This is a genomic window from Syntrophorhabdales bacterium, assembly GCA_035541455.1.
Taxonomy (GTDB): Bacteria; Desulfobacterota; Syntrophorhabdia; order Syntrophorhabdales; family WCHB1-27; genus JADGQN01.
On record DATKNH010000138.1, the window covers coordinates 59990 to 73764 of the forward strand.

Annotated in this window: 13 protein-coding genes; 10 read left to right on the forward strand and 3 right to left on the reverse strand. The window is 54.6% G+C overall.

The window, feature by feature from the left end; all coding sequences use genetic code 11:
- Positions 1-26 precede the first annotated feature (26 nt).
- The 3 genes from VMT71_15235 to VMT71_15245 all read right to left on the reverse strand — a co-directional run bounded on the left by VMT71_15235 (position 27) and on the right by VMT71_15245 (position 2008).
- Complete coding sequence (locus tag VMT71_15235; protein HVN25325.1) at positions 27-503, reverse strand: MaoC family dehydratase; 477 nt, start codon at positions 501-503, stop codon at positions 27-29.
- A 97-nt stretch (positions 504-600) separates the two neighbouring features.
- Positions 601-1494, reverse strand: a complete 894-nt coding sequence (locus VMT71_15240; GenBank protein HVN25326.1) for a hypothetical protein — start codon at positions 1492-1494, stop codon at positions 601-603.
- 157 nt (positions 1495-1651) lie between these two features.
- Complete coding sequence (locus VMT71_15245) at positions 1652-2008, reverse strand: DRTGG domain-containing protein (protein HVN25327.1); 357 nt, start codon at positions 2006-2008, stop codon at positions 1652-1654.
- Positions 2009-2498: 490 nt separating this feature from the next.
- On the opposite strand from VMT71_15245, the gene VMT71_15250 reads away from it, so the two are divergent.
- The 10 genes from VMT71_15250 (at position 2499) to VMT71_15295 (ending at position 13701) form a co-directional block, all read left to right on the forward strand.
- The gene (locus VMT71_15250; protein HVN25328.1) at positions 2499-3728 is read left to right on the forward strand and encodes an ABC transporter substrate-binding protein; all 1230 of its coding nucleotides are present in this window, start codon (positions 2499-2501) and stop codon (positions 3726-3728) included.
- A 15-nt stretch (positions 3729-3743) separates the two neighbouring features.
- Positions 3744-4613 carry a branched-chain amino acid ABC transporter permease gene (locus tag VMT71_15255; GenBank protein ID HVN25329.1) on the forward strand — a complete coding sequence of 290 codons (870 nt, stop codon included), beginning with the start codon at positions 3744-3746 and terminating at the stop codon, positions 4611-4613.
- Positions 4606-5616 (forward strand): branched-chain amino acid ABC transporter permease, encoded by a 1011-nt coding sequence (locus tag VMT71_15260; protein ID HVN25330.1) that lies wholly within the window; start codon positions 4606-4608, stop codon positions 5614-5616. The genes VMT71_15255 and VMT71_15260 overlap by 8 nt, the downstream gene beginning before the upstream one ends.
- Positions 5613-6386, forward strand: a complete 774-nt coding sequence (locus tag VMT71_15265; GenBank protein ID HVN25331.1) for an ABC transporter ATP-binding protein — start codon at positions 5613-5615, stop codon at positions 6384-6386. Before VMT71_15260 ends, VMT71_15265 begins: the two co-directional genes overlap by 4 nt.
- Positions 6387-7097, forward strand: a complete 711-nt coding sequence (locus VMT71_15270; protein HVN25332.1) for an ABC transporter ATP-binding protein — start codon at positions 6387-6389, stop codon at positions 7095-7097.
- Between the two features lie 57 nt (positions 7098-7154).
- Positions 7155-9143, forward strand: coding sequence for an FAD-dependent oxidoreductase (locus VMT71_15275; GenBank protein ID HVN25333.1), 1989 nt, complete (start codon positions 7155-7157; stop codon positions 9141-9143).
- Positions 9144-9196: 53 nt separating this feature from the next.
- Positions 9197-9541: a ferredoxin family protein gene (locus tag VMT71_15280; protein ID HVN25334.1), complete on the forward strand. Its 345-nt coding sequence runs from the start codon at positions 9197-9199 to the stop codon at positions 9539-9541.
- A 193-nt stretch (positions 9542-9734) separates the two neighbouring features.
- Positions 9735-11711 carry an FAD-binding protein gene (locus tag VMT71_15285; GenBank protein ID HVN25335.1) on the forward strand — a complete coding sequence of 659 codons (1977 nt, stop codon included), beginning with the start codon at positions 9735-9737 and terminating at the stop codon, positions 11709-11711.
- 6 nt (positions 11712-11717) lie between these two features.
- Positions 11718-12044 carry a ferredoxin family protein gene (locus VMT71_15290; GenBank protein HVN25336.1) on the forward strand — a complete coding sequence of 109 codons (327 nt, stop codon included), beginning with the start codon at positions 11718-11720 and terminating at the stop codon, positions 12042-12044.
- 64 nt (positions 12045-12108) lie between these two features.
- On the forward strand, positions 12109-13701 hold the full coding sequence (locus VMT71_15295) for an ABC transporter substrate-binding protein (GenBank protein HVN25337.1): 1593 nt from the start codon (positions 12109-12111) through the stop codon (positions 13699-13701).
- Positions 13702-13775: the final 74 nt, after the last annotated feature.

Below are 13775 nucleotides of genomic sequence, written 5' to 3' on the forward strand. Positions count from 1 at the left end.
CTGATGAACCTGGGCGTCGCAGTCTCTCACGGTGAGATCCTGGACCGTACGATGCTGACTGCATCCCTGGTCATCACCACTTCACGATGTTGGTTGAGCACTTCGACGGATGCACGGACAACGCCACGGTCCGGCTTTGATTCCGACCGTCGTGCCTCACAAATCTCTACGCGAAGCGTCAGCTCGTCACCGGGCCTGACAGGTTTGAGCCAACTTACCTCTCCGGCCGTGGGTGAACCCATGGACGCGACGCTTGACACATAATGATCCACAAGGAGACGCATGGCCAAAGCCGCGGTGAACCAGCCGCTGGCAATAAGGCCTCCGAACGCAGTCTTTCGCGCTGCCACCGAGTCTACATGAAAGGCTTGCGGATCGTACCGCTTCGCGAACTCGATCATCTCCTCTTCTTCCGCCCTGATCGATCCGAATTCGTACACGGAACCGGGAATATAATCCTCGAAATAGCGGTCGCTGGCGGGCTTGCCAAACGTGGTATTCATATCACATCCTCTTCTTCTCCAGGCTGACAGGCTGAAACAGCCCGCGCAGATTGTAACAAGCCAAGAATTGATCTTCTACAGAATTCGCGTGACCGCGTCACTCCAGGGCCAGTTTTGCTTCAACTGGATAGATGCAGTGGTGGGCATAAGGAGGAATCGTCCCGCGTCTATGCCGTCTCAGTAGCAGCAGAATGCCCACGGCGAGGCCCAACCCGGTTGATGGTTCTGCTACCTGAGCGGGTTGCCCCGTTGCGTACGCGGGAAATGATGATGGTTGAGCAGTCTGCGCGGGCGACGCAGGTTCAAAATTGGCCGGCTTCTGGTCCAGCGTGTCAAGGTACCAGAAGTCAAACCCCCGCCATTCCAGACTACCATCAGGAGATACGAGCCACAGTTCAAGCCCCGTTCCGGCATCTTCAGAATTGGTCACATACACGCCACTCAAGGAGCCGTCCGCGTTCAGTTGATATCCCCACAACGTGACTGAATGACCGATCTGTGTTTGGTCATTCCAGAGCGCCAGCACTACTCCGCGCTGCTCGTTGATAGCTCTTTCCATCGCGGGTATCGACCAACCCTGCATGTAGGAATAGTACTGAGGCAGAATAGAGGCTGTTACGCCTGGTATTTCATTGTTGAAATACCAGTACATTCCCTGATAGGGCGCATTTGGAACACTGCCGTACGCGGAGTAAAACTGGTTGAAGATCTGCTGAGATGACAGCCCCGCAGGAGCCCAGCCCGTCCACGCCAAAACATTGGAATCTGCAGCAGCCCAGCAATCAACAGTTGCGCCCTGGTAGTCGGTGACCCATATGCGATCAGACGAAAAATTGAAAACAGAAGTCTGGGTAGGCGAAGTCGACGGACTCGAACTCTGGGGCGGAAGAAGATCCCAGCGGCCGTCGCCGTGACCTCCGCCTCCACCAAGGGCGTAAACTGAAGCTGCCGGGAAAAGCATCAACACAAGCAGGACCACGAGTTTTTTCATGTCATCACCCCTCGTCTCGCACCTGCATGCTCTTGCGAGGCCGTTCGGAAACCGTAAGGTATACGAGCCTTCGACTAGTCCGTCCCGATCCTCCAGACCCGCCACTGCCTTCTATCTTCTAACGCAAGAAACTCCAGAGCTATGTCAAGGTGCTGCGTCACCCTGCTTTTTCCACACAGCCCCGGATTCCACGCGTGTAAAGCCTGCCTACCGATTCATAGAGAATATACTTCGTCAGCAGGATCGGTATACGTAGTTCCTTGGCAAGCTCGATAGTATCCGGCAGCGGGCGCTTGCCGCGCACTATGATGACTGCCACGATATCAAGCACATGACATGTCCTGATGACATGTGTATTGGTCAGACCGGTCAGCAAAAGGCTCGCCGATTGGGCAAACGCGAGAGCGTCACTCATCAAATCTGCGCTCGCCCCGTTCTCAACCTCCCTATCCAGCTGATCCTCGCCAACAATAACTTCGGCATCGAGAATTTTTCTCACTTCGCGTAACGTCACTGTGCAATCCCTCTCCTAAAGCATATAATGAGAACGCCAAGTTATCAAGCTTTCCGATAAAAATAGTGACTGCGTCCTGTATACACTCTTTGTGTCAAAGATCCTCCCCTTACCGTCGCTCTTCCGCCTGGTGGTCGATCTCTTTCTTCATCCGGGGTTACCTCTCGTCTACATTAGCACAATAAAGAGCATGTCGTCATGGTCAAAAAGACGTGAGCCCGCCGGGGACAGGCACCTCGCTGCCTCCCCAAGAAGCACCATCCGATCGTTCGCAGACTGAATGAGACACGCGAGGGCACTTCGAGCACCAATCGTCACTGAAGATACGCTTCGCGCCAATGGCCTCCCACCAAGAAATGTGTGGATATTTTCGACGGCTGTGTATAATAATGAGGGACAAAGATAGCGAGCCTGCCTGATGCAGTGAAGTGGCTACACTGTCTGAGATCGCCCGCTACTAAGAAGAGAGGTTCGACCGGGGGGAGGTATTATGAAAGTGAAAGCATGGCTTTTGGTGGTTCTGCTTGTCGCGTTTAGTGTCTGTGTTGTTACCGGCGCCGTTCACGCGCAGGGCGTAAAGACGCTCAAGGTAGGCACGGTTCTCCCGCTCAACTTCGGGCTTGGGGTCGACACAAAAAAAGCTCTGGAGATGCTGGTTGGCCAGTTTAATGATGCAGGCGGCATTACAATCAAAGGCCAGACGTACAAGGTCCAGCTGATCGTCTATGACGATAAATGGACTGCGGAGGCCGGCCGGGCAGCCCTGGAGCGGCTCGTCTATCAGGACAAGGTCCAATACATCATCAGCATCATCTCTTCTCCAACCATGGTTTCGGGCCTGAACATGATTGAAGAGAACAAAATCCTGAACCTGTTCAGCGGGACGAGCCTGAGAGCCATGAATCCCAAACTGCGCTACACCTTCGGGACATCCACCACCCGAACCAGCCTGATGCCTTTATGGGCTGTGGCGAAAAAAATCTTTCCCAACGCAAAAACAACCGTATTTATATCCCCTAACGACGAGGGAGGCAAGGCGCGTGCCGCCGAAGAGAAGCAGGTTGCAGAGGCTAACGGCATAAAGGTGCTCGATACACTTTTTCATCCGCGGGACGCGGTAGATTTCACCGCCCTGGCAGTGAAGGCAAAGAGCCTGAATCCCGATATCATGGACTACCCCGGTGCTGATTCCGGCACACAGTTCGGCCTGGAGCTCAAAGCGGTGTACGCGGCCGGCTTCAGAGGCAACGCGCATTTGAGCGCCATTGCACCAAAGCTTGATGAAGTAATGCAGGTGGCGAGTATCGAGGCACTGGAAGGTCTCCTGTGCAACATCAAACCCACCGAATTGCCCAACCCTCCTCCGCTTGCAAAGAAATTCAAGGATGACTTCACCAGGACCTATGGAAAATGGTCTGAAGCTGCATTTCCCTGGATTCCCGCCTGGCCCGCGCTGCTCGAAGCCTTCAAGAAGGCTGACAGCGTCGATCCTACGACAGTCTCCGATTACATCGCCTCCAAGGGCCTGTTCTGGGATCGGATCGACGGTCCTGCCAGAATGGTAAGAAGGCCTGATCTCGGGAACACGAAGTATTGCGACTCGGTGTCGGAGGCTCTCTACGGGCAGATAAAACAGGGAAAGATAGTACACGTGGCGACTATGAGCCGTGACGAGGTAGTCGCGACGTGCGAGAAGGTCTTCGGACCCGGGTGGAAGTAGATTCATGCTGACAGCATGACGATCGAACTCTTCTCCCAGCTCCTCCTCAACGGCCTCTCCATAGGGCTGATTTATGTTCTCGTCGCATCGGGTCTGATTCTCCTCCTCGGTGTTGTCAGGATATTCAATTTCGCTCACGGCGAATTCTACATGCTGGGCGCCTTCATCACGTTTGGCTGCTGCGAATTTCTCCATCTCAACTTTTTTGTGTCCATTGCGATCGCAATCGTGCTGGTCACCATCCTTTCGCTCTTCTGCTACCGCTTTATTTTCCATTACATTCGCGGCGACATCCTGCTCTGCACCGCAGCCTCTATCGGGCTGTCCATGATGCTCCTGCGCGGCGCGCTTCTCTCCTTCGGAACCCAGGAGAGGGGGCTGCACCCGCCTTTCAAAGGTTCCGTGGGTATCGGTCAGGTAAACCTGCCGGCGGAGAAGGTGATGGCTATCCTTCTCTGCATCGGCGTCATGTTCGGCCTCTACTGGCTTCTCATGCGCACCAAGGTAGGCAAAGCCATGCGTGCGGTCAAGCTTGATAATGAAGTTGCTTCCCTCCAGGGCATCAATACCAACCGCATCTATCAAATTGCTTTCGCAGCAGGGTGCGCTCTGGCTGCCCTCGCCGGAGGCATCATGGCTCCCGTCTTCTCCATCACGCCTTCGATGGGCCATTCTCTGCTTCTCAACTGTTTCATGGCTCTCGTTGTCGGGGGCATGCAGAGCATGCTGGGAGGGGTTGTAGGGGGGCTTGTCGTCGGTCTCGTTTTGAGCTTCGGTATGTACTTTGTCGGTGATCTCTCGGAGATACTTCTCTTTGCAGTGATAGGCGTGATCATAGTCTTTAAACCAGGCGGACTTTTTGGCGAACCGGAGCATCATGAATAGGGGAAGTCGGAAGAAAGGCATAATTGCACTTGGCTGCGCCTGCCTCATACTGGCTCTTCTTCCTTTTTTCACCGATTCCCGCTATTTCATGCACCTCATCATAATGACCTGCATCAATATCATGCTGGGGCTCTCCTTCTCCATGCTCTTCAGCGCGGGACTTGTGACAATGGGTGCAGCCGGCTTCTGGGGCATTGGCGCCTATACATCGGCGCTCCTGGTCTTAAAAGCAGGTCTCTCTTTCTGGGTTGCGATGCCACTGGCCGCTCTCGCTACTGCCTGCGTCGCGTTCATTGTCGGTCTTGTGATTATACGCGCTCCCGGGGTTGCGTTTATTATTCAGACCATGATCGTTAACATGATCCTGGTACAGGTTTTTGGTCACTTCGAGTTCTTCGGGGGTTGGGCAGGTCTCCTTGACATCCCTGCTCCTAACCCGATCGGCCCTATCACCTTCACAGGTAAGACTGCAAACTACTACCTGATATTGATGCTGCTTCTTGTAAATATCCTCGCATTCTACGCTCTTTATACGTCTCGCATAGGACGGGCGTGGAGCGCTATTCGCCTGAATGCGCGGCTTGCGGAGACCCTGAGCGTGGATCTCTTCCGTTACAGGCTCGTCGCGTTCATCATTTCTTCTGCAGGCGCCGGCCTTGCCGGTTCCTTCTACGCTCACTATTTTCAGACCCTTGAACCCAACATGTTCAACGTTTTCAAATCAATCTACATCCAGATATACAGTATCCTGGGCGGACTCAATTTTTACATTCCGGGACCCGTCATCGGGGCGGCCATTATCACCTTTGTACCGGAACTGCTGAGGATTGGTAAAGAGATCGAGCCGATCCTGACCGGTGCGGTTCTGATCCTTCTGGTAATCTTCCTTCCCGGAGGCATCTTGAGCCTGCCCGATCGCCTAGGCTTTTTCACGAAAGAGCCACTGGCCGCATCGTCCGGTAAGAACTCTGTACAGGAGCAACAAGAAAAGCGGGTCCTATGAAGACGTTGCTCGAAACACGAAAGCTGACTAAATTCTTCGGGGGTCTGGCAGCAGTACACGAGGTGGATTTCCAGGTCAGGGAATCGGAGATCGTGGGACTGATCGGACCAAATGGCGCAGGCAAGAGCACCTTCTTCAACCTGATAAGCGGTTTTCATCCTGTCACAACAGGTACGATTCTATTTCAAGAACGGGACATCACAGGCGTCAAGGCCCACAAAATTGCAAGCCTTGGCATAGCCCGTGCATTCCAGGCTGCTACGCTTTTCATGGAGTTGTCGGTCTTCGACAATGTCTTCAACGGACTGCACGGGCATTACCACGAACCTGCCTGGAAGGCGTTCCTCCATTTGTCGAGCGTGCGAAAGGAAGAGCAAGGGGCGCGTGAGAGAGTTCGGGAGATCATTGATTTTATGGGACTGGCTGACCATGCGGACCGCAAGGCACGGAACCTTCCTCACGGTCACCAGAAGATCCTCGGTGTTTGCATTGCCATGGCAACAGCCCCGAAACTTCTCCTTCTCGACGAGCCTTTCACAGGCATGCATCCGGAGGAAACGGCGGTCATGATACGCGTGGTAGAAAAAATACGGGACAGCGGAGTTACGATCGTGATCGTGGAGCATAACATGGAAGCAGTCATGCGGCTCTGCGATCGCATTGCTGTTCTGAACCAAGGCAGAAAGATCGCGGAGGCTGAGCCACAGGAGATCGCGCACAACCCGGAGGTTATCGAGGCGTATCTCGGCTCTGACGAGGAGGAGCTGTAATTGTTCCTGCAGGCGAGTGATATACGTGTCCGCTACGGCAAGGCGGAAGCGCTGCGCAATATTTCCATGAGGGTAGACAAAGGCGAGATCGTGAGCCTCGTCGGCTCCAACGGCGCAGGCAAGACCACAACACTCAAGGCTATTTCCGGTCTGGTTCCCTACGGCGGGGAAATAGTTTTTCAGGAAAAACGTCTCAACGGCGTGGCGCCTCACGAGATTGTCCGGATGGGTATCGCTCACGTGCCCGAAGGGAGAAGAGTATTCAGCACCATGACCGTGATGGAAAACCTGGAGTTGGGCGCGTATCTGCGCACAGACCAGGCAGCCGTTCTTCAGGACCTCGAGCGGATATACGCGAGTTTCCCGGTACTGCAGAGCAGGGCACGACAGAAGGCAGGTTCCTTGAGCGGCGGGGAGCAGCAGATGCTGGCAATAGCCCGCGCGTTGATGACATCTCCAACCGTTCTCCTCCTGGATGAGCCCTCCCTTGGCCTTTCGCCGAAGCTTGTCCGTGAGGTCGCACGGATCATTTCCGATATCAACAAGCACGGTGTGACCATTGTCCTGATCGAGCAGAACGCCCGCATGGCGCTGCGCCTGTCGCACCGGGCTTACATTCTGGAACTCGGAAAAATTATATTGGAAGGGAATGCGAAAGAACTGATCAATGACGAGAAGGTGAAAAAAGCCTATCTGGGCACCTCACACTGAGGAACAGAGAGGGTACGCAGGAACTGAAGGAGTAACAGAAGTGAGGAGAAGCAAGAGATGACAACCTGGCACGAGTATATTGGCAGCGGCCTGCCGTTCCCCGCGTGGCCCTACCCCGTGCGCTACGGCAACGAAATAAGAGTGACATCGGACGTGCTCGTTCTCGGCGGGGGCATCGCCGGCTGCCACGCCGCTATCAATGCCCGCCGAAAAGGAGTGCACGTTGTTCTGGTCGAAAAAGGTGCAACAAAATGGAGCGGCCACGGCGGCGCGGGAGTGGATCACTGGCTCAATGCCTGCACGAACCCGTGCTCGAGTGTCACGCCTGAGGAGTTTGTGGAATCGGTAAGCAGAGACTGCGATGGCTACGATTGCGGGCCCCCGCTGTACATCAACGCCCAAGAGGCGTACGACACGCTTCTCGACATAGAGCGCATGGGCGTTCGGGTTCGTGACGCACAGGATGAATTTAAAGGCGCAGCATTCAGGGACGATACGACTAAGCTGCTGTTCGCCTATGACTACAAGAACAGGATAGATATTCGCGTTCATGGTCACAACGTGAAACCTTGCCTTTATCGAGAGTTGAAACGGCTCGGTGTAGAGATCCATGATCGCGTGATGATTACCGCACTTCTCACCGAAGGAGGCAGGCAGGGAGCACGCGTGGTCGGCGCCACAGGCGTCAATACGCGGACCGGGGAGTTCCACATCTTCAGCGGGAAGGCCACCGTCGTGGCCATGCAGGCACCGGGACGGTTGTGGACCTTTTCTACGGAAAATCGTTCCATGTGGCATGATCTGAACAACTCGGGAGAGGGATTCGCCATAGCATGGGACGCAGGCGCCGAATTCATCAACCTGGAAAAATCCTGGCCTGCCATGATAACGCCGTACAGCTATATTCCCTATGGTGTGGGCAATGCGAGTAATACATGGTATGGAACTCCAATTGTAGATGCAAACGGAAAAGAGGTGCCCTGGTTCGACAGAGACGGAAACGGGCTACAGTCTTTGGAAGCGCGGTTCCAGCCGTCTCCGGGTCAGAAATTCATTCTCGGCCCGGGCCAGCACGTGCCTCACACATACGAAAACGATCCGAGGATCCTGGCGCCTGACCTGTCGGAGCGCATCCGCAAAGGTGAATTTGTATTGCCTCTCTATGCGGATCTGACGCGCCTTCCGGAAAAAGAGCGCAGGGCTATATTCGGCCTCATGGTGGGCAACGAGGGCAAGACCCGTATCCCCGTATACGATATCTACACAAAGGCCGGCTTTGACCCTGACAAGGATATGCTCCAGGTGCCTGTGTTGCCCATCGATGCCTACGCCAAGAGTTCGGGGGTAAATTATTGGGCAGGAAAGAGCATGCCGCTTTTGCGCACAGGAGCAGGCGGCCTGCTCGTTGACTGGGACCTCCGGACCAATCTCGAAGGATTGTACGGAGCAGGGGGCACGGTCTCCGGCGCAGGGGCGCACTCCACGGCTGCCACGTGCGGAAGATATGCCGGAAGAAAAGCCGCTGCATATGCGATAACAGCAGCGGAACCCGTTATAGATCCGGAACAGACGCACCGGGAGAAGGATCTCATCTATACGCCCCTGCAGCAGAAGAAACGGAGCATTGGATGGAAGGAACTGAACGCAGGAATCTGCAGGATCATGCAGGATTACTGCGGCCAGTACAAGAACCAGGAGACCCTTGCTGCGGGCTTGAGACTGCTCGGGGAACTGAGAGAAGCGGAATACTCCCGGCTCTACGCAGCTACGCCCCACGACCTTGGCCGTGCCCTGGAGTGCCGGACAATGCTGACGGTGGGAGAGATGGTTATCCGCGCGTGCATGGCACGCAAAGCAAGCAACCGATTCCTTAGTTTTACAAGAATTGATTTTCCGGCAATGGATCCGCCCGAATGGCACACGTATCTCCCTATAAGACTGCAGGACGGAGGAGTTCAAATCAGAAAACTGCCGGTCGATTACCACCTGCGACCACCCTATAGCGCGAGCTATGCGGAGAATTACTGGCTTCACTGCGAACCGTAACCGTACTGGGCGGCACACGCGTTCAGCAAAGAAGCCTGAGGAGAGGCAATGCGATGAGTGAAAAAACCTGCATGTTGCCCAATCAGCCGACGCCTAACAGGGCTGTTGATTTCAATCCTGACAAATGCAACGGCTGCAACCGCTGCGCAGAGATATGCCGAAACGACGTATTGATGCCCAACCCGGAAAAAGGAAAGCCGCCGATCGTGCTCTATCCCGATGAATGCTGGAACTGCGGCTGCTGCGTGCAGGAGTGTACTCACCCAGGGGCCATCGAAATGCTGCATCCCCTGAACCAGAGCATCGTTGTCATCTGGAAGCGCAAGGAAACAGGGGAAGAGTTCCGGCTGGGCATGAAGAATCCGCCGGAACCGAACGACAAACCGGCTGCCGGTTGACGCTACTTTCTTTTTAAATTTTGGTTCTTTGATATTGTTTGGAATTTCGAAATTAGTGATTGTAATTTGCGGTTTGATCCTCCTTTCCGCCTCGGCCTTATGGTACCTGGTCGCCCCAAATCTGACTTGACATTGACGGAAGGTACTCTATATAAACTTGTGGTGAGATTGCACACAGCAGAGGAGATGAAAGATGAGTGACTGGTTTGAAGCTCTCGAGAGCATGGGACCTGCCGCCATTGCATGGCCCTACCCCGTGCGCTACGGTGTGGAGACCGACGTTGAGTGCGACGTGGCCGTGCTCGGAGGAGGCCCTGCAGGCTGTATGGCCGCAATAAGCGCTGCACGAGCAGGCGCAAACGTGGTCCTCATCGACAAGGGACATCCCAAGCGTTCCGGAGGAGGTGGTGTAGATCACTGGCTTAACACGCCGAACCCGGCTTCCACGATCACGCCAGAGGAGTGCGTGGACTGGGAACTCGAATCATACAATGGTTATTGCAACGGACTTTCCCGCTATATTGCAGCGAGAGAAGGGTACGATACCCTCCTGGAGATCGAGCAGATGGGAGGCAAGATCAGGGACACCGGCGATGAATTCAAGAATGCGCCCTTCAGGGATGAGAAGACGAAGTTCCTCTTCGCGTATGATTACGAAAACAAGTTCGTCTTCAGGGTCTGGGGCACAACCTTCAAACCCGCAATGTACAATCAATGCAGGAAGCTGGGGGTTCAAATCTACACCAAGGTGATGGTTACAAGCCTGCTCACAGTTCCGCATGGCGAAGGGATAAAGGTTGTCGGCGCCACAGCAGTCGATGCTCGCTCAGGCGAATTCTACGTGATAAAGGCACGCGCCACCATAGATTGTATGGCCTTCAGCCAGGCAAGCTGGCTCTTCTCGTCGGAGTTGACGGGATTGCCCTATTTTCATCCCAATGTGGTGAGCGACGGACCTGCAATAGCATGGCGGGCAGGAGCCCGATTTACCATGATGGAGAAATCCGGTGCAACAGCGGAGCCGGGCCACGCCTTCCCCCACTACGGGACGGGCAATCCCAAGAACACATGGTTCCCGTGCAGTATGGTGGACGCAAACGGCAAAGAGATACCATGGGTCGATTACCAGGGAAGAATCCTCAAAGACGTCTCTGAACGGACGCGGCCTGCGCCCGGACAGAAATTTATTGCTGAACGGGCGCAGGCCCCGAAGTACCGCTGTCCGCGCATCATCGATGATCTTGCGGAACGCATCCGCAAGGGTGAATTTACTCTGCCGCTGTATGCTGACCTGCCGTCAATGCCCGAACACGAGCGGAAAGCCATCTGGGGTCTCATGGTCGGGGAAGAAGGACGTTCCCGTGTGCCTGTGTTCGAAAAATACACCCGGGCCGGGTTTGATGCCTCACGGGATCTGCTCCAGAGTTACATGCTGCTCGGTGGCGAACCACATTCAGGACTGCAGCAGGGCATCACCCTTCCCTACCTGCGCACGTACGGGCCTTTGGCCAGTCCCGGTGGCCTGGTGACCGACTGGAACCTGAGAACCAGTCTCGAAGGCCTTTACGCCGCAGGGAGCGCGCTCTATGCAGCTAACTACTATCATCACGCAGCAGCCACCGGCAGGTACGCCGGGAGAAAGGCAGCCGAATACGCATTGAAAACAGGAACGTCAGCGCCCCGTCAAAAGCAGATAGAAGAAGAGAAGGTCCGTGTCTATGCTCCTGTTGCACGAAGGAACGGGATGGACTGGAAAGAACTGCGTGCAGGCCTCTGCAGGGTAATGCAGAATTACTGCAGTGAGCCCAAGAACGAGAAGCTGCTCCAGCTGGGCAAACTGTGGCTCCGGGATATCGAAGAGAATGTCTTTCCTGACGTCAGCGTGCCAAACCCGCACATGCTGATGCGCGTGCTGGAGAGCTTCAATATGCTCTATTGCGACGAATCGATTATTGAAGCCTCTCTTGCTCGCAAGGCAAGCAGCACGTCTCTCGGGTTCATAAGACAGGATTATCCGGATATAGACCCGCCTGAATGGCACAAGTTCATTACTGTCGAAAAGAGAAACGGCAAGGTGGTCACCGGAGAGCTCCCCATGGGATTCTGGGGACCGTTGAGCGACAACTACGTAAAACATAACCCGGCCTATAAAGGCTTCCTCAAAGGATAGCGCAACATGAAAAGCAAAGAGCGAGGTCCCGTGAAGGAGATCGGACAAAAGGCTTACGCAGTTCCGAACAGACCTGGCCCCGGGAGGCCGGTACTGTTCAACCCGGACATCTGCAACGGGTGCAACCGGTGTGTGGATATCTGCCCCATGGAAGTCTTCATACCAAACCCTGAGAAGGGCAAACCGCCCATAATACTCTACCCTGAGGAATGCTGGTACGGCGGCTGCTGCGTTGAGGAATGTCCCCGTCAGGGCGCCATCACATTCAACAGTCCCCTGATGCAACGGGTACGCTGGAGGAGAAAAGATACAGAGGAAGACTTCCATACGTGACGTTTACGCACAGGATTAAGACAACGTTCCAATCGCGGCGCTTCAAGAAAAGGAGGATGATCCCATGAGAACAAGAAAGACGTCGCTACCTGCTCTTGCAACACTTCTGCTGACACTGTGCCTTGTGCTGTCTGTCGCATCCGCTTGGGCCGCCGAGCCTAAATATGGAGGCACCTTGCGCATAGGTGTCAGAGTGGCTCAGGAGAGCGCTATTGATGCGCGTTACCTGCTTACCCTCACGTCCACGCCCAGCCAGGACCTGATCTATGATCGTCTCTACAATTGGGGACCAAAGGGATTCGAGAGCATGGTGCCGGCGCTCGCGACGAGCTATCAGACCAAGGATAACAAGGTGTGGACTATCAAGCTCAGGCAGGGCGTGAAGTTCCACAACGGCAGGGAGATGACCGCGACTGATGTGAAAGCGAATTTCGACTGGCGCATCACAACGCCCAAAGGCTGGAAACCTGTGAAGCACAAGGAGATGATCAAGGGATTGAAGCAGGTCGATGTGGTGGACAAGTATACAGTGAGGATCACACTCGACAGGCCCTTCTCATCCTTGATACGGGTGCTCGCCTGGTCTATGCGAGGTATTATCCCGCCGGAAGAGGTAGAGAAATGGGGAGACAATTTTGCGTTTCACCCTTGTGGCACAGGCCCGTATAAGGTGGTGGAGGTAAAGCCGAATGAGAAGGTAGTGATGGAGAGGTTTGACGGCTATTGGGGACCCAAGCCATACATCGACCGCTTGGAGTGGATCTTCTATCGTTCAGACGAGTCGCGGCTGGTCGCACTGGAAAAAGGGGAAATCGACATGGCCCAGTTATACGACGAGGCCAAGCCGACACTGAAAAATAATCCGAAGCTCACCTTTAAGGAGACCTACGATCCGTCTGTTTTGCACAAGTACTATTTCAACGTGCGTCGCTGGCCTATGAATGATGTCCGTTTCAGAAAAGCTGTCTGGATGGGCGTGGACTGGAAGAACAGTTCCATCAATGCGTGGGCGTTCAAGTCCGGAAATCCGGCAAGGACCTTGCTCGAGTACACGAAATATTTCAACCAGGACGCGCTGAAGCTTGTCCCGCCTTACAACCCTGAGGAGGCCAGGAAACTGATTCAGGCCGTGGAAAAAGATGCAGGGAAGAAGATACCTCCGCTTTTCTGGGTCGATGCAGCCATGGCTCCCAACCAGAATATTTCTGAAATGGCCAAGTCGCAACTCACACAGATCGGCGTTCCGGTCAATCTTCAGATTCTTTCGGTCGCACTCTGGGCTGACAAAGTGGTAAGGGATCCCAAGATGGAATGGGACATCGGCGGCTATGGGATGGCGTTTGCAATCGACCCGTCCATAGGCTACGACATGTTTGAAACCAATTCAGGCACCGCGCCCGACGGCAAGTCACTTGGGGGCTATTCAAATCCTGAGTTTGACCAGTGGGTCAGGAAGTCTGAGGCAGCAAAGACTGAGGAGGAGCGCACAAAGTACTTTCAGGAAGCGGAAAAGGTGCTCCTGAAGGATGCGGCTGCCATACCCTGTTTTCCGATGCGTATGGTTTTCGGCTGGAACAAGAAGGTGCAAGGCGTGCAGTTCACCGATACGCTGGCGATAAACGTAACCAACAGCTGGGCCAACATGTGGATAGAGTAACTGCTCGTCCGCTGCGCTCGGAAGAGGGAAGAGAGAAACGTTAACTTGCAAAGTTCGTGGGTTGACCTTTGTAA